This is a genomic window from Paraburkholderia sp. (genome assembly GCF_035948235.1).
Classification (GTDB): Bacteria; Pseudomonadota; Gammaproteobacteria; order Burkholderiales; family Burkholderiaceae; genus Paraburkholderia.
In genome coordinates this window covers 17894-37654 of record NZ_DASZJJ010000033.1, presented here as the reverse complement: position 1 = coordinate 37654, position 19761 = coordinate 17894, and the positions used below count along the sequence as shown (strand labels likewise).

The 19761-nt window shown below is 63.3% G+C and carries 21 protein-coding genes; 10 read left to right on the top strand and 11 right to left on the bottom strand.

Annotated features, from left to right (window positions below; translation table 11 throughout):
• The 3 genes from VG320_RS02135 to VG320_RS02125 form a co-directional block, all read left to right on the top strand.
• A partial coding sequence (locus VG320_RS02135) for a TonB family protein (RefSeq protein ID WP_327198521.1) occupies positions 1-676 on the top strand: 676 nt, incomplete at its 5' end.
• 86 nt (positions 677-762) lie between these two features.
• Complete coding sequence (locus VG320_RS02130) at positions 763-1503, top strand: MotA/TolQ/ExbB proton channel family protein (protein WP_327198520.1); 741 nt, start codon at positions 763-765, stop codon at positions 1501-1503.
• A gap of 18 nt (positions 1504-1521) precedes the next feature.
• Positions 1522-1941 (top strand): biopolymer transporter ExbD, encoded by a 420-nt coding sequence (locus VG320_RS02125; RefSeq protein ID WP_327198519.1) that lies wholly within the window; start codon positions 1522-1524, stop codon positions 1939-1941.
• 484 nt (positions 1942-2425) lie between these two features.
• Here VG320_RS02125 and VG320_RS02120 read toward each other — a convergent pair whose 3' ends face one another.
• A complete protein-coding gene (locus VG320_RS02120) occupies positions 2426-3469 on the bottom strand; it encodes a LysR family transcriptional regulator (RefSeq protein WP_327198518.1) in 1044 nt (347 codons plus the stop codon).
• Positions 3470-3591: 122 nt separating this feature from the next.
• Between VG320_RS02120 and VG320_RS02115 the strand changes: the two genes are divergently transcribed.
• The 4 genes from VG320_RS02115 to hemP all read left to right on the top strand — a co-directional run bounded on the left by VG320_RS02115 (position 3592) and on the right by hemP (position 6011).
• On the top strand, positions 3592-4473 hold the full coding sequence (locus VG320_RS02115) for a pirin family protein (RefSeq protein WP_327198517.1): 882 nt from the start codon (positions 3592-3594) through the stop codon (positions 4471-4473).
• 185 nt (positions 4474-4658) lie between these two features.
• Positions 4659-5057, top strand: coding sequence for an OsmC family protein (locus VG320_RS02110; protein WP_327198516.1), 399 nt, complete (start codon positions 4659-4661; stop codon positions 5055-5057).
• Between the two features lie 31 nt (positions 5058-5088).
• Positions 5089-5574 carry an SRPBCC family protein gene (locus tag VG320_RS02105; RefSeq protein WP_327198515.1) on the top strand — a complete coding sequence of 162 codons (486 nt, stop codon included), beginning with the start codon at positions 5089-5091 and terminating at the stop codon, positions 5572-5574.
• A gap of 176 nt (positions 5575-5750) precedes the next feature.
• A complete protein-coding gene (hemP, locus tag VG320_RS02100; RefSeq protein WP_327198514.1) occupies positions 5751-6011 on the top strand; it encodes a hemin uptake protein HemP in 261 nt (86 codons plus the stop codon).
• A 367-nt stretch (positions 6012-6378) separates the two neighbouring features.
• Here the strand turns inward: hemP and VG320_RS02095 are convergent, their stop codons facing one another.
• The 6 genes from VG320_RS02095 to uvrB form a co-directional block, all read right to left on the bottom strand.
• Complete coding sequence (locus tag VG320_RS02095; RefSeq protein ID WP_327198513.1) at positions 6379-6786, bottom strand: heme-binding protein; 408 nt, start codon at positions 6784-6786, stop codon at positions 6379-6381.
• Positions 6787-6916: 130 nt separating this feature from the next.
• Positions 6917-8338 (bottom strand): 4Fe-4S binding protein, encoded by a 1422-nt coding sequence (locus tag VG320_RS02090; RefSeq protein ID WP_327198512.1) that lies wholly within the window; start codon positions 8336-8338, stop codon positions 6917-6919.
• A complete protein-coding gene (locus VG320_RS02085) occupies positions 8335-9180 on the bottom strand; it encodes an FTR1 family iron permease (protein ID WP_327198511.1) in 846 nt (281 codons plus the stop codon). Before VG320_RS02085 ends, VG320_RS02090 begins: the two co-directional genes overlap by 4 nt.
• 68 nt (positions 9181-9248) lie before the next feature.
• Positions 9249-9590, bottom strand: a complete 342-nt coding sequence (locus tag VG320_RS02080; RefSeq protein WP_414695943.1) for a cupredoxin domain-containing protein — start codon at positions 9588-9590, stop codon at positions 9249-9251.
• Between the two features lie 149 nt (positions 9591-9739).
• Positions 9740-10288 (bottom strand): iron transporter, encoded by a 549-nt coding sequence (locus tag VG320_RS02075; protein ID WP_327198510.1) that lies wholly within the window; start codon positions 10286-10288, stop codon positions 9740-9742.
• Between the two features lie 309 nt (positions 10289-10597).
• A complete protein-coding gene (gene uvrB / locus VG320_RS02070) occupies positions 10598-12679 on the bottom strand; it encodes an excinuclease ABC subunit UvrB (RefSeq protein WP_327198509.1) in 2082 nt (693 codons plus the stop codon).
• A 422-nt stretch (positions 12680-13101) separates the two neighbouring features.
• Here uvrB and VG320_RS02065 point away from each other — a divergent pair, with 422 nt between their 5' ends.
• Complete coding sequence (locus VG320_RS02065) at positions 13102-14301, top strand: amino acid aminotransferase (protein WP_327198508.1); 1200 nt, start codon at positions 13102-13104, stop codon at positions 14299-14301.
• 90 nt (positions 14302-14391) lie between these two features.
• On the opposite strand, the gene VG320_RS02060 is transcribed toward VG320_RS02065, so the two are convergent.
• Together VG320_RS02060 and VG320_RS02055 are read right to left on the bottom strand one after the other, a co-directional pair.
• On the bottom strand, positions 14392-15708 hold the full coding sequence (locus VG320_RS02060) for a patatin-like phospholipase family protein (protein WP_327198507.1): 1317 nt from the start codon (positions 15706-15708) through the stop codon (positions 14392-14394).
• A gap of 15 nt (positions 15709-15723) precedes the next feature.
• Positions 15724-16527, bottom strand: a complete 804-nt coding sequence (locus VG320_RS02055) for a 3-hydroxybutyrate dehydrogenase (RefSeq protein ID WP_042297293.1) — start codon at positions 16525-16527, stop codon at positions 15724-15726.
• A 239-nt stretch (positions 16528-16766) separates the two neighbouring features.
• Between VG320_RS02055 and VG320_RS02050 the strand changes: the two genes are divergently transcribed.
• Positions 16767-17738: an aldo/keto reductase gene (locus VG320_RS02050; RefSeq protein ID WP_327198506.1), complete on the top strand. Its 972-nt coding sequence runs from the start codon at positions 16767-16769 to the stop codon at positions 17736-17738.
• Positions 17739-17915: 177 nt separating this feature from the next.
• Complete coding sequence (locus VG320_RS02045) at positions 17916-18761, top strand: 23S rRNA (adenine(2030)-N(6))-methyltransferase RlmJ (RefSeq protein ID WP_327198505.1); 846 nt, start codon at positions 17916-17918, stop codon at positions 18759-18761.
• 15 nt (positions 18762-18776) lie between these two features.
• Here the strand turns inward: VG320_RS02045 and VG320_RS02040 are convergent, their stop codons facing one another.
• Both VG320_RS02040 and VG320_RS02035 read right to left on the bottom strand, forming a co-directional pair.
• Positions 18777-19139, bottom strand: a complete 363-nt coding sequence (locus VG320_RS02040; protein ID WP_327198504.1) for a hypothetical protein — start codon at positions 19137-19139, stop codon at positions 18777-18779.
• A gap of 222 nt (positions 19140-19361) precedes the next feature.
• Positions 19362-19508, bottom strand: a complete 147-nt coding sequence (locus tag VG320_RS02035) for a DUF3563 family protein (RefSeq protein ID WP_327198503.1) — start codon at positions 19506-19508, stop codon at positions 19362-19364.
• Positions 19509-19761: the final 253 nt, after the last annotated feature.

The following is a 19761-nucleotide window of genomic DNA, read 5'->3' as shown; positions in this document are numbered from 1 at the left end:
CCGTGTCGTGACCGCGACGGCGATCGTTCTTGCGCTGCACGCCGCGCTCATCGCCGTCGTGCTCACGCACCGCGACGACGCCAAGCCCATCGCACTCGAATCGCAAGCCATCACGGCCGAGCTGCTCAAACCCGAGCCGGTCGCCGCCCCGGCCGCGATCCAGTCCACGCCCACTCCGCCGCCGCCCAAACCGGTGCCGGTCAAGCGCGAGAAACCCCGGCCCCAGCCCAAGCTAAAGCCGACGCCCACGCCGCCACTGCCCGTCGCCGCCGCGCCTTCGCAGCACGCCATTGAAACGCCCGCGCCCGCCGATCCGGCGCCGCCCGCGCCGACGCCGCCCGCTCCGCCACAAGCGGCCGCCCCGGCGCCTGCCAAGCCCGTAATGGCGCTGTCCGCACCGAAGAACGTTTCGCACCTCGACTGCCGCATTGTCGAGCCGGACTACCCGACGCTCTCGAAGCGCCGCGGCGAGACCGGCACCGCGCTCGTGCACTTCGTGGTGGGCCTGACCGGCAAGATCGAGAACATCGAGCTGCGCAAGTCCAGCGGCTACAGCCGCCTCGACGACGCGGCCATGGACGCGATGCGCAACAGCGCCTGCAAGCCGTACCTGGAGGACGGCCAGCCGGTGCGCGCGGCTTACACGCAACCGTTCGATTTCAGCCTGCACGATTGAATCGCACAGCTGTCAGGCGCGCTGCCAGCGCGGCGCGTCTGAATGAGAATCACACTGTTTTGATGAATTGAATTAAAGGAAAAAGCATGCAGAACTACGGTATCGCTCACGTCTGGGCGCAAGGGGATTTCGTGACGCGCGGCATCGCGCTCGCACTGTTCATCATGTCGGTGCTGTCGTGGTGCGTGATCGTCGTGAAGGGCTGGAACGTCGCGCGCCTCAAGCGCCTCACGAAGAACGCCGAACAGCAGTTCTGGCATTCGGACGATCTCGCCGATGGCGTGAAGAAGCTCGGCAACGGCACGCGCGAAGAGAATCCGTTCCTCGCGCTGGCCCTTTCGGGTCAGGAAGCCGCCGATCACCATCACCAGACGCAACCGCATCTGCATGACCGCATGGACGTGTCGGACTGGGTCACGCGCTGCCTGAAGGACACGATGGACGAGTCGGTTGCGAAGATGCAGGCGGGCCTCGCGATCCTCGCCTCGATCGGCAGCACGGCGCCGTTCGTCGGCCTGTTCGGTACGGTGTGGGGCATCTATCACGCCCTGCTCTCGATCGGCGCGTCGGGCCAGACTTCGATCGACGCGGTCGCGGGTCCGGTCGGCGAAGCGCTCATCATGACGGCATTCGGCCTGTTCGTGGCGATCCCGGCGGTGCTCGGCTACAACGCCCTCACGCGCGCCAACAAGGCGATCGTCACCAAGCTCAACCGCTTCGCGCACGGTCTGCACGCCTTCTTCGTGACGGGCGCGCGCCTGTCGTCGACGGCCAAGGGCGGCAACGGCGCCAGCGCGAATCTGCGCGTCGCCGCACGCACCCACTAATCCGCGGAGGCAAGCAACATGGCGATGAGCCCTTTTGCCAGCGATGACGACGATGGCCTCATGAACGAAATCAACATGACGCCGCTCGTCGACGTCATGTTGGTTCTCCTGATCGTTTTCATGGTGACGATCCCCGTGATCCGTCACGCCGTGAAGATCGACCTGCCGCACGCGAGCAGCCAGAAGGAAGACACCAAGCCCGCGCAGATCAATGTCTCGATCGAAGCGGACGGCACGGTGCTGTGGGACGGCAATGCCGTGAGCGACGAGCAGTTGAGCACGAAGATCGCGGCGGCCGCCCAGCAGGAACCGCAGCCGGAACTGCACCTGAACGCGGACCGCAAGGTCCAGTACGAGAAGGTGGCGCAGGTGATGTCGGCTGCACAAAGCGGTGGTCTCACGAAGCTCGGCTTCGTGACCGATCCGGCGCACAAGTGATGCATTGAGCGTTGCATCAACACAGAAACACACCAACGCGCGGCCCTTTCGCCGCGCGTTTTCTTTTACATCATTTGATTCGGATGCCGAATTATTGGCGTACAAAGTAAAAGGCCTCCATCGTCGGATGAAGGCCTTTTTTTGTGCGCACGCGGCGCATTCGGGCGGTGGCGACACTCCCCGACAATCGCTCGGTTCACGTCGGCACATGCGACTGCCGTGATCGACACGGACTGCGCGTTCGGCCCTGAAGGCTCGCTATGATAGCGGCCATCAATTCCCGCACAAGACCGGTGCTTGGCGAGAGGACTTCAATATATGCCTCTCGCTTGCTCACTACAAGGCTTAAGCCATTGAAAGTAACGATTGCTGATGACGCTTAAATGTCAAAAACAAACGTGGGGCGAGCGCAGAAAAAGCCTTCATACAAGCGCACGCGCGTGCATGTTCGCAAAGCTTCGTAGCACGCGCTGTAGTTAGGGCTTCAAGCCGTTTCGATATTGCTTGCGGGCTTAGCACGTTGCCCGCTCTGGGTCACGCCCTGCTGCTTCGCGTCGATGCCGTTCTTTGCGATCAACGCATCGATATCGCTCTTGAGCGGACATTCCTGTTGCAGACTCTTGTCGGCGTCGAGCACTTCGACGAGGTAATCGACGAACGCGCGCACCGCCGGCACCATCCCCTGGCGCGAGAGAAACACCGCATAGAGTTGCGGCACCGGCAGCGTCCAGCCCGGCATCACCGGCGAAAGCTTGCCCGAGCGCAGCGCGGCGCCGTACATCATCTCCGGCATCGCGGCGATGCCGAGGCCTTGCAGCGCGGCTTCGCGAATCGTCGTGAGGTCGGCGCTGATAAGACGCGGCTCATGTTCGTGGGAATGGCGCGTGCCGTCCGGCGCGATCAGATGGAACACATGACGACCGTCGCCCGTGGGCGTATCGAGTGTCTCGAAACGCGTTAGATCGTCGGGCGTGAGCGGCGGCGCGTTCTGCGCAAGCAGACTGGGCGCGCCCACCAGCATCTGTTCCGTGCGCCACAGCGGGCGCACCACGATGTTGGCGTTCTGCGGCGGCTCCGAGCGCACGCGCAGCGCGATATCCACGGAATCCTCGAACAGATCGATCACGCGATTGGTCACGCGCATCACCACCCGCACTTCGGGGAAGCGATGCATGAATTCGGGAATGATCTGCGAAAAGATGGTCTGCGACAGCGTGACCGGCACGCTCACGCGCACGGTGCCGCGCGGCGACGAGCGCAGCGACTGCACCACGTTCACGGCAGCCTGGGCCTCCGCGAGCATGGCGCGGCAGTGCTGGTAGAACAGCTCGCCCGCCTCGGTGAGCGCGAGCTTGCGGGTGGAGCGCTGCAGCAGACGAACGCCCAGCGACGCCTCCAGCTCGCTCACGCGGCGCGACAGCCGCGACTTGGAAATGCCGAGCACCCGCTCGGCCGCCGAGAATCCGCCGTGTTCGACCACCTGCGAAAAGTACATCAGGTCGTTCAGGTTGTGCGAATCGATTTTCATGTCGTCGTTCCAGCGATGGGACAATCCATTGCGATCAGGCGGTCAAACAGGCCAAATCGGCTACCTATAATAGCGGTTTGTTTCGCATATCGCTCAATTCCCATTTTTTCGAGGTGATATCCATGTCGGCCGTCCGCTCGATCGCCCACGTTTTCCCCGCCGTTCGCACCACCGAGGGCGGTGGGTTCGTCGTCCATCGCCCCTTCCCCACCCGTCAGCTGATGGATTTCGATCCGTTCCTGCTGCTCGACGAGATGGGGCCCACCGACTACGCTCCAGGCGCCGCCAAGGGCGCGCCCGACCACCCGCACCGTGGCTTCGAGACCGTCACGTACATGCTCGCGGGCCGCTTCGGCCACAAGGATTCGGTGGGCCATTCGGGCACGCTCAATCCCGGCGACGTGCAGTGGATGACGGCGGGCGCCGGCGTCATCCATAGCGAAATGCCTGACCCCGAATTCACACGCACGGGCGGCCGCATGCACGGCCTGCAGCTGTGGGTGAATCTGCCGGCTTCGGACAAGATGATCGCGCCGCGCTATCAGGAGATGCCGCATGCGGGCATTCCGCAGGGGCGCTCGGCGGATGGCAAGGCCACCGTCAAGGTGATCGCAGGCGAATCGCTGGGCGCAAAGGCGGCCATCGAAACGCGCACGCCCATCCTCTATCTGCACTTCACGCTCGCGCCCGGCGCACACGTGGAGCAGCCGGTGCCGCCGGCGTGGAATGTGTTCGCCTATGGCGTGTCGGGCACCGCGCAGTATGGCGCCGAAGGCGAGGCCATTGGCGCGCAGCAGATGGTGGCGTTCGCGGGCGACGGCGAAACTGTCACCATCGCAGCGCCTGCCGATGCGACGGAGTCAGTGGAAGTGCTGCTGATCGGCGGGCTGCCGCTGAACGAGCCGGTTGTGCGCTACGGCCCGTTCGTGATGAATACCGAGCAGGAGATCCGCCAGGCCGTGCTCGACTATCAGGCCGGACGCATGGGGCGGATCTCGCACTAAGGGTGGCTGGACGACGGCATGCGCCATGCGCGACATGGCCAATGCCGGGGCTAACCTGAGGCTAACCCGGGGCTAACCCACAGCCAGCGCCGCTTTTTGTCACAATAAGGTTTTGCACGCCGCGCACCGGGCTTCGAGTCCGGGCGCGGCGGATTCCATTCAACCGTTCCGTCCGCGAGGCGCGCATGGCCGACACCGCAGTCACCGCACACATTGGCTCGACGAACTATCAGGTCCAGTTCGACGACGGCACCCACACGTGGATCGCCGACGAACCGGCATCGCTTGGCGGCGGCGACCGTGGGCCCACGCCCTTCTCGCTGCTGCTGTCGAGTCTCGGCGCCTGCACCTCGATCACGCTCAAGATGTATGCGCAGCGCAAGGAGTGGCCGCTCGAAGGCGTGCGCGTGAAGCTGTCGATGGAAACCGGCAGCGAAGGCACGACCATCGATCGCCAGATCGCGCTGGAAGGCCCGCTTTCGGACGAGCAGCGCGAGCGTCTGCTGCAGATCGCCAACGCCTGCCCGGTCCACAAGGTCCTCACGAACTCGATCCAGATCCGCTCGGGACTTGTCGCCGCGTGAAAGCGGACGGACATCACAGGAAGCCGTCGCCTTGAATTTCGAACACCTTATCCAGATCAACGACCCGACGAATCCGCTCGTGCAGCCGATGACGCGCGAGCAGCTCTGGGAGGGCCTCGTGCTGCGCGCCGAACAGCCGCAGCTCTTCGTGCTCGGGCTCGATAGCTGCACGATCCTTGCCCGCGCAGGCGACACGCTCGAGCGCGAGCTGCACTACGGCCACGCCACCGTGCGCGACCGCGTCACGTTCGCGCCCAACGAGAGCGTGCGCTACGACATCCTCCCGACCGCCGAGTACGTGGGCGGCTCGCTCACGATGACGATCGAGGAGCCCGACGCGCTGCAGCTGTTCCTGCGCTTCGAGTACAGCACCACCCTGCCGACCGCCGAGACGGGCGAGGAGCACGAGACGTCGGAGATCGTGAAATCGGCCTATCGCGAGTCGGACATCGACACCGTGCGGCTGATCCGCCAGTACGTGCAGGGTCCGGGCGAGCCGGAAGCGCCGCTGCACTGAAGTTTCCATCGAACGCCCGGCCCTGCGCCGGGCGTTGTTTTTTCAGGGACGTACGGGCGCATCGGGCATAAAGCTATCGCTACCCGATTTCGATCAATTTATCGCAATTGAAAATAAGAACAATTATCATTTAGAATTCATTCATCGAATCGAGACACAGACAGCCCGTCACGTTCATGACTGAATTTAACCGCTCATCAACACTTAGCCTGCGCCGCTCGGGCTCCGCGTTGACCGGCCCGCGAGCACCGAAGGCAAGCGCTCCCGTCACCGTCACGCGTACCACCGAACCGGCCAGCAACACGCCCGCAAGCAGCGAGCGCTCGCTGGACAGCACGGCCCTGCTGCAAGGCCGCAGCCATGTGAGCATCCTGCACAACGGCGAGACCTATCAGCTACGCGCCACGCGATTGGGCAAGCTGATTCTCACCAAGTGAGGTTTGATTTTTAGTACCGGGTATTGTGGGGACCGCCTCCATCGAGAGGCGTTGGGCAGTAGCCAGCAACGACGGCTTGCACGCGAGATCTAGACCCCTTCGTGCATACATCCTTCAAGCTTCAAGCCGGCCGTCACAGCAAGCCAAGCCATTTTTTTGTTCTCACCTGGAATACGGGAGCGGTGCGCGAAGCGTAGCCGCCCTGGTGAGAGCCGCGGCAAAGTCCGCGGCTTTTGCTTTTTGAAGATGTTGCCGGTGTTGCTTTTTGTGCTGCATGGGGAAGGCAGCGGCGGTTCGCGTTTATGTGAATCAGCGATACCGAGCCGCGATTATAACCGCGACCTCCCCCTTCTCGTAAACCCTTTCCTTAATCTACGTTCAGCGCAGCGATGCCCGCCTGCGCAATCAGCGCGTCCTGTTCGGACTTCACGCCCGACACCCCCACCGCGCCGATCACGTCGCCCTTGACGATGATCGGCACGCCGCCTTCGAGCATCGCCGTCATCGGCGCGCTCAGGAACGCCGTGCGGCCCTGACGGATCGCCTCTTCGTACACCTTGCTTTCGCGCCGCCCGAGCGCCGCCGTGCGCGCTTTGCCCGGTGCAATCTCGGCGCTGATGGGCGGCGCGCCGTCGAGGCGGTGCAGATGCAGCAGATGCCCGCCATCGTCGACGATCGCGATCGTCACGTTCCATTCATTCGCGCGGGCATGCGCGACGGCTGCGTCGGCTACCCGGATCACGTCTTCATCGGTCAGTACTGCTCGCGTTCGCATGCGTGTCTCCAAAAAGTAAAAAACCGGGCGACACTAAGTCGACCCGGTTTCTTGAGAGTAGCACCCACACTTGCGCTACGACGCCCCAATGCGGCGTATACCGCCTATATCAGCGCCGCAGGAATAAGGCTCAACGCGTCCAGCCCCAGAACATCAGCCACCACGCGCTATCGACCACGGCGAGCGCGAGCGCGAAGCCCAGCATCGCGAGACCACGCTGCCAGAAGCGCGTGCTGTAGCGACCCGTGACACGCCAGGCCAACCACGCGCTCCACAGATTCGTGATGACGAGAATCGCGATGCGCACCTCGGTCGCCCAGTCGAGCGGCACGTGTTCCGCGCGCAGCAGCGACAACGTCGTAGCCGACAGACCGAGAAACACGCCCGCGCCAGCCAGCGGAATCAGCGCCTGCGCGAAGTGATGCAGACGGCGCATCTCGAAGCGCCCAAGCGTCGCTGTGGAGGCCGCGAGAATCGCGAACAGCGCCGTGCCATACACAAGCCCGGTGGCGACGATATAGCCAACGATCATCGTGCCGTCGAGCCACGAAAACACGTCGTTCTGCTCCGGGTAATGGGTGAGCAGGAACCATGGCGCGTTGGTATCGAGCGGCCAGGTGATATCGCGATCGATCAGCCAGCCCGCCAGCCATTGCTTCATGCCGATGAACCACGGCGAGCCAGTCCAGTGAAACGCGCCAATGGCAATACCAAGCAGTCCGTACAGAATCAGTGCGGTGTCCCAGCCGTTGGCCTGGCTGTCGCCCAGTTCGACGACTTCTTCGGCGGGCGAGCGCCACGTCAGCGCAATGGCGTCGCGATGACCGCTGCAGCGGCCGCACATATGGCATTGCGCGGCGCCCTTCATATTGCGCAGCGGCACGAGCGGCGCGCAATTGACGGGAATCACGCGATGGCCGCCGTGCTCGCCGTGCGTGTACGAGTTGCGCCACGCGTCTTCGTCGACCTTGAAGCGGAACGGCGCGAGACGCGCCAGAAGCGCAAAAACCCCGTTCACGGGGCAGAGATATTTACACCAGACGCGCTTTTCGCGCCCGTACAGAAAGCCGATCACCATCGCGCCGAGCGTCGATCCGCCCAGCACCAGCAACACCGCCTTGGGGTACTGGTAGACGCTTACCATCTGCCCGTAGATGGTGGTGAGGCCGAAGGCCACGAAAGGCCAGCCGCCCCAGCGCATCCAGCGCGGTATCGCCCAGCCGCGTCCGAACTTGCTGGCGAATTCGGTGAGCGCACCTTCGGGGCACAGCACGCCGCACCACACGCGTCCGAGCATCACCATCGAAAGCAGCACGAACGGCCACCAGATGCCCCAGAACACGAACTGCGCCGCGAGCGTGAGGTTGTTCCAGAGGTGCGAGGTGTCGTCGGGCAGCGGCATGACCGCCGGCACCAGAATCAGGAATGCGTAGACGGCGACCACGACCCACTGCACGCCGCGAATCACCGCGCCGTGCCGTTGCATCCATTGACCCGCCTGGGCCAGCCTGCCCTGCCGCATCCCGGGCGGCTGGGCCGATGCACAACTCATGCTGCCTTCCTCCGGGCCGCGGCGGCGTTGCGGCCGCTCGCGCGACGCGCGAGGAACCACACCACGAGCCAGTACACTGCGTAAGCGATCAGGTTCATCAGCGCCGGGTGGGCGCGATAACCCGTGAGCGTGGCGACGAGCGAACCGAAGGTGCTCGAATCGTCGAGCAGCGCCGACGAATTCCACATCTGGTCGACGAGGGTCGGCAGCACTTCCTTGTCGATCAGCTTGTCGACGCCGGTCTGGAACAGGCCCGCGCCGAGGAACAGCAGCATGATCTCCGTGATGCGGAAAAAGAGGCGCCACGAGAAGATCTTGCCGCCCAGTTGCAGCAGATAGAACGTCAGGAACGCCAGGCCCAGGCCCAGCAGCACGGCCAGATACTGGCTGGCGTCGACATGACCCGACTGGCCGAAACCGAGGCCGTAAAGGAAGATCACCGTCTCGCTGCCTTCGCGCGCGATGGCCAGCGCCACCAGCACCGTGATGCCCCACCAGTTGGCGTCGCGCGTGGTCTTTTCCAGCGACTCTTCCATCTCGCGCTTGAGCGTGCGGCCGTGCTGCTTCATCCACAGCACCATCTGCACGATCAGCACGCAGGCCACCAGCACCATGCCGGTCTGGAAGTAGTCCTGGGCGTCGCCCGACAGCACTTCCGTGAAGCCGACCAGCGCCGCGCCCAGCGCCACCGCCGCCAGAATGCCCAGACCCACGCCCGCCCACAGATACGGCAAGCCGCGCCGTGCGCCGGCGTCGCCGTTCTTCAGCCACGCATACAGAATGCCGACGACGAGCAGCGCTTCAACGCTCTCCCGCCAGACGATGAACAATACCTGACCCATTCAACACCTCCTGCCGCCAGCCGTATGCCAGCCGCGTTCCTGACTACGCAACGCCTATTGCCCGACGCTTATTTCGCAACAATGACGCCTTGCGCCTGTTGATGGAAATCGTCGAAAAACTTGTACTCGCCCGGATCGAGCGGCGCGATCACCACGAACGAATCCGCGCCCGGCGCCAGCACTTTTTCCTTGCGCAACTGGACGCTCTCGAACTCCGCCGCACCCTTGCCCGTGTTGCGCACTTCGATCTTCACGCGCTTGCCTGCCGGCACTTCGATGCGCGCCGGATTGAGCTTGCCGTCGTTCATTTCGAGCTTGAACGTCGGCAGATCATCGGCGTGCGCGAGCGTCGCCATGCCTGAGAACGACACCCCGAGGGACAGCGCACACAACGCCGCCAACTTCCGCATTCCAGTCATCAGTCTTACCTGCTCCTTGGTGTCCTGGCCGTCCCGCGCGTCGATCGACTCGCCAGACGTGGGACTCATCGCTGTTCCAGCAAACGGCCCGCGCCCGGCGTCACCATGGATCGCTCAGGCGCGGGCCGCTCGCGGCATGCTTAGTAGCCGCCCTTCTTGCCGATGCCCGCGAACGGGAAATCGTATTCGAGCGTGATGGGCTTGAACCACGGACCCACGCCGGTTTCCTTGTCGACGTGGCGGCCGAACGCCATGTGGCCGGTTTCCATCGGCTGCTCGATGACGAGCTTGAGGTGATACTTGCCCGGGCCGTTGAGCTTGACGTTATCGCCATAGTGCGGACCGTCGTTGGCGACCATCGCCATCAGATCGCCCTTGTGCGTCCAGCTCGTGCCCGGCTTGCTCAGTTCGTAGTGCACCTGCAGATACGGCATCCAGTCGCCTTCGGCGAAACCCACCGGGTTGTTCTTCACCGCGTGGATATCCGATTCCAGGTGGATGTCGGAATCCGACGCCTTGCGCATCATGCCTTCCGGTTCCATGGTGATGGGCTGCAGATAGACCGCGCCGATTTCCATGCCGCCCTGGATCTGCTGCTTGCCGATCGGGTACTCGGCCGCCTGGACCGAAAACGCAGCGGCCGCAGCCGCGATGACGGCAGCGCCGCGCACGAAAGTTTGGATCCGCATCGAAACTCCTGATTTTTTTATGAGAGGTACAACCGTCATCGAGTGCATCAACGTGAAAATGTTAATGCGAACAATTCTCAATAATGGCGAAGTTTAACACCGATGCCGATGGGGAACAAATTGCGTCGTAAGGAAAACCCCTTCGCAGCAGGGTTTTAGCAGCGTCAAGTTAACGCAGGCTTACGGCGCGCTTCCGCCTGATATTTCGCGAGGGGCGATGGCCGTAAAAAAGGGCGCAGACGGTGTTGAACCGTGCGCCCTGTCCTGTTTGCCGTTTCGCCCTCGCAGGCGTTGTTGCTCGCTACGGCCTCAGGCCGGATGATCTCCCACATTGGCCCCGAACACGCGCTGACGCAACAGCGCCAACTGGTCGCGCGTCTGCGCGGCCTTTTCGAATTCGAGGTTCTTCGCGTAGTCCATCATCTGCTTTTCGAGCTTCTTGATTTCCTTGGCGATCTGCTTCTCGGACATGTCCTCGAAACGCGCGCGCTCCTGCTCCTCGCGCAGTTCGGCGCGGGCGTCGTCCACGTTGTAGACGCCGTCGATGATGTCCTTGATGCGCTTGACCACGCCGCGCGGCACGATGCCGTTTTCTTCGTTGAACGCGATCTGCTTCGCACGGCGGCGCTCGGTTTCGTCGATCGCGCGGCGCATCGAATCCGTGATGCGGTCGCCGTAGAGAATCGCCTTGCCGTTCACGTTACGCGCGGCGCGCCCGATGGTCTGGATCAGCGAGCGTTCGGCGCGCAGGAAGCCTTCCTTGTCCGAGTCGAGAATCGCCACGAGCGAGACTTCGGGAATATCCAGCCCCTCGCGCAGCAGGTTGATGCCCACCAGCACGTCGAAGGTGCCCAGACGCAGATCGCGGATGATTTCCACACGCTCGACCGTGTCGATGTCGCTGTGCAGATAGCGCACCTTGACGCCGTGATCGGCCAGGAACTCGGTCAACTGCTCGGCCATGCGCTTGGTGAGCGTGGTCACCAGCACGCGCTCGCCCACTTCCACGCGCGCGTTGATTTCGGAGAGCACGTCGTCCACCTGGGTGGACGCCGGACGCACCTCAATAGTCGGATCCACAAGCCCCGTGGGCCGCACCACCTGCTCGGCGATCTGACCGGTCACCCGCTTCTCGTAATCGGCGGGCGTGGCGGAGACGAACACCACCTGGCGCATCTTGCGCTCGAACTCGTTGAACTTGAGCGGCCGGTTATCCAGCGCCGAAGGCAGCCGGAAGCCGTAATCGACGAGGTTTTCCTTACGCGCGCGGTCGCCGTTGTACATGCCGTTGAACTGGCCGATCAGCACGTGCGATTCGTCGAGGAACATCATCGCGTCGGGCGGCAGGTAATCGACCAGCGTAGGCGGCGGCTCGCCGGGCAGCGCGCCCGAAAAGTGCCGCGAATAGTTCTCGATGCCTTTGCAGAAGCCCAGTTCCTGCAGCATTTCCAGGTCGAAACGGGTGCGCTGCTCCAACCGCTGCGCTTCCACCAGCTTGCCTTCGGTGTGGAAAAACTCCAGCCGGTCGCGCAACTCGGTCTTGATGGTTTCGACGGCGCGCAGCACGGTCTCGCGCGGCGTCACATAGTGCGAGGACGGATAGACCGTGAAGCGCGGAATCTTCTGGCGCACGCGGCCCGTGAGCGGATCGAACAGTTGCAGTGTTTCGATCTCGTCGTCGAACAGTTCGATGCGCACGGCCATTTCGGCGTGTTCGGCCGGGAAAATGTCGATGGTGTCGCCGCGCACGCGGAACGTACCACGCTGGAAGTCCTGTTCGTTGCGGTTGTACTGCATCGCGATCAGGCGCGCGATGATGTCGCGCTGGCCGAGCTTGTCGCCCTGACGCAGCGTGAGAATCATCTTGTGATACTCGGACGGATTGCCGATACCGTAGATCGCGGAAACCGTCGCCACGATCACCACGTCGCGGCGCTCCATCAGGCTCTTGGTGGCCGACAGGCGCATCTGCTCGATATGCTCGTTGATCGACGAGTCTTTCTCGATGAACAGATCGCGCTGCGGCACATAGGCTTCCGGCTGGTAATAGTCGTAGTACGAGACGAAGTACTCGACCGCATTGCGCGGAAAGAACTCGCGAAATTCAGCGTATAGCTGCGCCGCGAGCGTCTTGTTGGGCGCGAACACGATGGCCGGGCGGCCTAGCCGCGCGATGGTGTTGGCCATCGTGAAGGTCTTGCCCGAGCCCGTCACGCCCAGCAGCGTCTGGAACGACAGACCGTCTGCCACGCCCTCGACGAGCGTCTCGATCGCCGTCGGCTGGTCGCCGGCCGGCAGATACGGCTGGTAAAGCTGGAACGGCGAGCCGTCGTAGTGGACGAACTTCGACTCGTCGAGCGCGGGGGCCTCGGCGACGGTGTGGTCGGACATGGATGACATCCTGTGCGCGGAGCAAACAAACATTCTAGCGTTTCGCCACCGGGCGGGAGCGAGGCGCTTTAGAGTGCGTGGGCGGGGAACGCAGCGGCATGACTGCCGATATGGACCTACATCGGCGAGGCGTTTTTGCACTGCTGGGTCGTATGCAGATGGGGCGCCAGGTGCGCGACTGCAAGAGGCGAGGCGCGCGGTTTTTGCGCGCGGCGGAGCCGAAACGCGGGCAAAAACCGGCCATAAAGGCCCCGCTGGCATTGCAGTCGGCGGAAAACCGGCTTGAGGATTCGTTACAATAGCGCGTTGCGTGGCCGGCCGCCCCGCGCGCCTTCGCCGTATCGGGCGCGCAGCAGAAGTCTTTCGTCATACCCGCGGCGCGCGGACCACCGAGCTTCTCCCTTCACTTTTGCCGAACCATCATGTCCCTCTTTTCCGCTGTCGAACTCGCCCCCCGCGACCCGATCCTGGGTCTGAACGAAGCCTATAACGCCGACGCACGCGCGACGAAGGTGAACCTCGGCGTGGGCGTGTACACCAACGAGGAAGGCAAGATTCCGCTGCTGCGCGCTGTTCGCGAAGCGGAAAAGGCCCGCGTGGAAGCCGGCCTGCCGCGTGGCTACCTGCCCATCGAAGGCATCGCCGCCTATGACGCCGCGGTGCAAAAGCTGCTGCTCGGCGACGACTCGCCGCTGATCGCCGCTGGCCGCGTCGTCACGGCGCAGGCGCTGGGCGGCACGGGCGCGCTGAAGATCGGCGCTGACTTCCTCAAGCGCGTGAACCCGGCCGCCAAGGTCGCGATCAGCGATCCGAGCTGGGAAAACCACCGTGCGCTGTTCGAAAGCGCAGGCTTCGAAGTCATCGCCTACCCGTACTACGACGCGCAGACCAACGGCGTGAACTTCGAGGGCATGCTCTCGGCGCTGAACGGCTACGCAGCGGGCACGGTTGTCGTGCTGCACGCGTGCTGCCACAACCCGACCGGCGTCGATCTGAGCGTCGACCAGTGGAAGCAGGTCATCGAAGTCGTGAAGGCGCGCGAACTGGTGCCCTTCCTCGACATCGCTTACCAAGGCTTTGGTGACGGCATCGCCGAAGACGGCGAAGTCGTGCGCCTGTTCGCTGCGACGGAACTCAACGTGTTCGTGTCGTCGTCGTTCTCGAAGTCGTTCTCGCTGTACGGCGAGCGCGTCGGCGCGCTGTCGATCCTCACGTCCAGCAAGGAAGAATCGGCGCGCGTGCTCTCGCAGCTCAAGCGCGTGATCCGCACGAACTATTCGAACCCGCCGACGCACGGCGGCTCGGTGGTCGCAGCGGTGCTCGGCTCGGCCGACCTGCGCGCAATGTGGGAAGCCGAACTCGGCGAAATGCGCAACCGCATCCGCGCGATGCGTACGGGTCTCGTCGAGCGTCTGGCTGCTGCCGGCGTCGACCGCGACTTCAACTTCATCAACGTGCAGCGCGGCATGTTCTCGTACTCGGGCCTCACCGCTGCGCAAGTCGACCGCCTGCGCGAAGAGTTCGGCATCTACGCCGTGAGCACGGGCCGCATCTGCGTGGCCGCGCTCAACACGCGCAACCTCGACGCAGTTGCAAGCGCTGTGTCGGCTGTGCTGAAGTAAGCCTCACACGTTAGCCCCACTGGCTGGGGCTGCGATAAAAAAAGGCGTCCGTTCGCAAGAACGGACGCCTTTTGTTTTGCCGCGATCGGCTTACTTCGGGTGGCCGCGCATATCGCGATGAATATCGTGCGTGACGAAGCCCGAGTCGTTGTCGGGCTTGTCGAGCCAGCCAGGTTGCTCCAGCGTCGCGCGAATATCCTGCAAGCCGCTCGACCAATGCTCGCGCATCGTCGTGGTGCCGAACTGGAAGTCCTTGAAGTGGCCTTCGTACTCCTTCTGCCGGTAGATCAGATGGAGCACGTTGTACTTCTTCGAGCACGAGAGTTCGTCCGCCAGCTCGACCCACGCATCATGCCGATGTTCGGGCGCCACGCGTTCCAGCACTACGCGCAGCACATTACGGAAACGCTGCGAGCGTTGCAGCATGTCGGTCACGAGACGCGTGCGGCTCGAATACTGGATGTCCTTCATGCGGCCCTGGACGTCGGTGATGTTGTCGGGCACCGGTCCGCGCGCGCTCCACAAATCGACCTGGAACGCGAGCGTGTCGCGCCGCGGCGTGGTCTGGATCACCTCGTAGAGCGGCGTATTCGACATCAGGCCGCCGTCCCAGTAGTACTCGCCGTCGATCTCCACTGCCGCAAAGCCTGGCGGCAGCGCACCCGAAGCGATGAAATGCTCGGGGCGCAGCTTCGTGGTGGTGTTGTCGAAGTACACGAAGTTGCCGGTGCCCACGTTCACGGCGCCCAGCGACACGCGCACCTCGCCCGAGTTGATGCGATCGAAATCGCATAGACGCTCGAGCGTGGCCTTCAGCGGCGTGGTGTCGTAGTAGCTGGCCTTGCCGGGCTGTCCGGAAGCATTGGGCAGCGGCGGCGGGAAGCGCGGCGTGAAAAAGCCCTTCTGCCCTTCGACGATGGCGCCCGCCGCCTGGAACGCCGTGAAGGTCTTGCGCACGGCGTCGCCCGCGTTGAAGAGCGCGTGCTCAAGGAAGGCCGGCAACGGCGGACTCCAGGCCGGCTGGCAAATCGTCTCCCAGAACTCGCGCAGACGCGCCACGCGATGCTCGGGCGCGTTGCCCGCGATCAGCGCCGTATTGAGCGCGCCGATCGAGATGCCCGCGATCCAGTTGGGCGCGATGCCGGCTTCGAAAAGCCCTTCGTACACGCCCGCCTGATAGGCGCCAAGCGCCCCGCCGCCCTGCAACGTGAGCGCAACGGTTTCCCATTGCGCGGATTCGCTGCTGCAGCGCGAAGTGCGTGCATGGGTGTGCGGCTGCGCCTCATGCCGTGCCGGTGCCTCGGCCGCCTGCTGGGGCTGCGTGCCTGCCCCGGTATGCGCGACGGCGTCTTCGCCGAGCGCGCTCGATTGAACCGCCTGGACTTGCCCCTTCTTGCGCTGCGCCATGGCCGGCCCTCCGCGTTACTGCATGAACCAGCCGTGGCTGACGACGAACGACTGACCCGTGAATGCTGCGCTCGGGAACGCCGAAAGGAACAGCACGGTTTGCGCCACGTCTTCGACCGTCGTGAACACGCCATCGACCGTGCCGCCGAGCATCACCTTCTTGACCACTTCCTCTTCGGAAATGCCCAGTTCCTTGGCCTGCTCGGGAATCTGCTTGTCCACCAGCGGCGTGCGCACGAAGCCGGGGCAAACCACATGCGAGCGCACGTTGTGCTTGCCGCCTTCCTTCGCCAGCACGCGCGCGAGGCCGAGCAAACCATGCTTGGCCGTCACATAGGCCGACTTCAGCGGCGACGCCTCATGCGAGTGCACCGAGCCCATGTAGATCACCACGCCGCCGCGATCGTCCTTGTACATGTACTTGAGCGCGGCCTTGGTGGTGAGGAACGCGCCGTCGACGTGAATCGCCTGCATTTTCTTCCAGTCGGCAAACGAATAGTTTTCGATTGGATTCACGATCTGGATACCGGCATTCGAGACGAGGATGTCGATCGAGCCGAAGGTGGCGGCGACCTTGTCGATGCCGTCGTTGACGGCCTCTTCGCTGGTCACGTCCATGGCAATGCCGATGGCCTTGCCGCCCGCGCCCTTGATCTCTTCCGCGACGGCATCTGCGCCGCTCTGGTTGAGGTCGGCGATGGCCACGGCGGCCCCTGCCTGGGCGAGCGTGAGCGCGATCTGCTTGCCGATGCCGCTGGCCGCGCCGGTAACGACCGCGACCTTGCCATTGAGATTCGAATTCAGAGAGAGAGACGACATCAAGCACCTCCAGAAAGTGGACACAGTGGACAAGATGAGACCTCGACGCGCCTACGCCATCCGGGCGAATGTTGCGCCGCAGTCAACCGCGCTATTGTGCATGAACGCGCCTGTCACGCGCGTGAAGCTGGCAAGTCGCAGAGCTTCATTTGGCGTGCGCTTGATGCAGCACAGCGCGGCCCGTCAGCGCCGGCGCGCGGATCGTGCTAATTTGCCTGCTCTACGCAAAGGAGACGTTCATGAACTACCGGCGACTGGGCCGCTCCGGCCTGCAAGTCAGCGAACTGTCCATCGGCTCGTGGGTCACGTACGGCAACCAGGTCGATCGCAATCTTGCGCGCGAATCGCTGGCCGCGGCGCGAGATGCGGGCGTCAACTTCTTCGACAACGCCGAAGTTTATGCAGGCGGCCAGTCCGAAGAAATCATGGGCCAGGCGCTCAAGGAACTCGCGTGGCCGCGCGTGAGCTACGTGGTCTCCACCAAGTTCTTCTGGGGCTTGAACGAGGCGCCCAACCAGTACCACACGCTCAATCGCAAATATCTGCTGGACGCCATCGACCATTCGCTCAAGCGCCTGCAGCTCGATTACGTCGATCTGGTGTTCTGCCATCGCCCCGACCCGAACACGCCAGTCGAAGAGACCGTCTGGGCGATGAGCGACATGATCACGCGCGGCAAGGCGCTCTACTGGGGCACCTCGGAATGGAGCGCGGACGAAATCCGCGCCGCGTGGGAAATCGCGGAACGCCATCATCTGCACAAACCCGTCATGGAACAGCCGCAGTACAACCTGTTCCACCGCCGCCGCGTGGAAGACGAATATCGGCGTCTATATGAAGACATCGGTCTGGGACTGACAACGTGGAGTCCGCTCGCCTCGGGGCTGCTCACGGGCAAATATCGCGGCGGCGTGCCCGCCGACAGCCGCGCGCAGTTGCAGGGTTACGACTGGCTGCGCAAGCAGGTCACCGACGCCGATAAAAACGCGATCGTCGGCAAGCTCGCCGATTTCGCGAAAGAGCTGGATTGCACGGTTGGGCAGCTTGCGCTTGCGTGGATTCTCAAGAATCCGAATGTGAGTACCGTCATTACCGGCGCCTCGCGTGTGGAACAGATCGGCGAAAACATGAAGGCGCGCGACGTGGCGCAAAAGATCACGCCCGAGGTAAAGGAGAAGATCGAGGCGATCATCGGCGACGCCTACGATTGAGTAACTGCGGAGTTACTGCGGCGTCGCGGGGCGCAGGCCACGACGACGCCTGTACAATACGCGGCCTTTCTCCGGCGGCGCGCAGCCTGCGCCGCCGATCCGTTTCACCCAGCCATCGGGCCTGAGCGCGCGTTCGCACGCGACGCGCCGCCGCCCGAGCTTGCCTTTGGCCCCATCATGCTGAGCTACCGTCACGCCTTTCACGCCGGCAATCACGCCGATGTCCTCAAGCACGCCGTCACCGTGCAATTGCTGAACCACCTCGGCAAGAAGGACAAGGCGTTCTGGTACATCGACACCCATGCGGGCGCGGGCGCCTATGCGCTGCGCGAGGGTTATGCGACCAAGAACGCCGAATACGACACCGGCATCGGCAAGCTCTGGAACCGTACCGATCTGCCGGCGATGCTTGCGGAATATGTCGATGAAGTGTCGGCGCTCAACCCGGACGGCCATCTGCGCTTTTATCCCGGTTCGCCCTATCTGGCGTGGCGACTGATGCGCGAGCAGGACCGCATGCGCCTGTTCGAGCTGCACACCACCGAAATCGACGTGCTGCGCCATCGTTTTCGCGACGCGGGCCGCCGCGTGATGATCTACCCCGGTGACGGTTTCGACGGCATCAAGGCGCTGCTGCCGCCGCCGCCGCGCCGTGCGCTGGTGCTGATCGATCCGTCGTTCGAGGACAAGCGCGATTATTCGCGCACGATCAAATGCGTGACGGAGAGCCTCGAACGGTTTTCGACCGGCACCTATGCGGTCTGGTATCCGCAGGTGACGCGTCCGGAATCGCAGCGTTTCCCGGAGCAGCTCAAGCGCATCCAGGAAAAGAGCTGGCTGCACGTTTCGCTGTCGGTCAGCCATCCGCCGAAGGACGGCTTTGGCCTGTTCGGCAGCGGCATGTTCATTCTGAACCCGCCCTACACGCTCGCAGCCGAGCTTAAGGAAACCATGCCCTTCCTCGTCAAGACGCTGGGTCTGGACGACGGCGCGCAGTTCAAGATCGAATCGCGCGGCGACTGAGCGCGTACGCTCCCGCTATTGCTGCGGGACGTACTGCTGAGGGATGTATTGCTGCGGCGCATATTGCGGCTGCACCGTGCGAGGACGCGGCGGCCGCCCGCCGCCGCCCGGCACTTCCACATAAGGCGCGACGATGATCGGCTGCGAGCCGTCCGTGCCATTGCCATTGAGCGTGGGCAACTGCTGCATCTGCACCATGGGCTGATGCGAAAGCGGCGCGGTCTGCAGCACCGTGCCCGATTGCCCGTCGTTGATCCCCGTTTCCGTATCCAGAATCAACGGCTTGCCTGCCGCGTGTGCGCCCGCACTCGCGAACGCCATGGCTGTCGCCGTCAGCACGACGGCCAGCGATGGGCGGAAAAAACGGTCTGACGCCATGAAAAGCCCCCGGAGTGAGTAGCGACGCCGATTCTGATTGCAGAGTCGGTGCTTACCTATGGTGTTGTCGGCTAATCGCAAAAAGGACTTTACCTTACCGTGGTGGCAAGGTTCAGACTGCAAGGCATGCGCTCAAGGAAAACCGGTCCAGAAATGACAAAGCCCCGCCAGATGCGGGGCTTGCGGCAAGTCGGCGGCCCTGATGCGAGGGCCGGGGACTGCTTACAGCGAGTAGCCGCTCGATTCGAGCGAGCGGATGCGCTGTTCGAGTTGCACGATATCGGTCGACGAGGCGAGATACGTTTCGCGGCGACGGCGCTCTGCAGTTTCGAACCAGGTGCTCAGCTTTTCGAGGAAGTACGCAAACATGATGGTGTTCTCCAAGGATCGGTATGTATCCCCGGTGGATTTGCATCAGGGATTACCCTCGTAAGGGATAACCCGCATTATAGCGGTTGCACCTGACTTTGCCAGTGAATTGCTCGCATACAGTGCATTCCAATCTGGAATGGTGCACGACAGATATTTGGCAACATTATGATTTATCGGCAGATTTTTAGGACGATTCGCAACGCCTTCGCGGTTAATGCAGAAATGCGCACCAGAATTGTGCAGAAAAGCG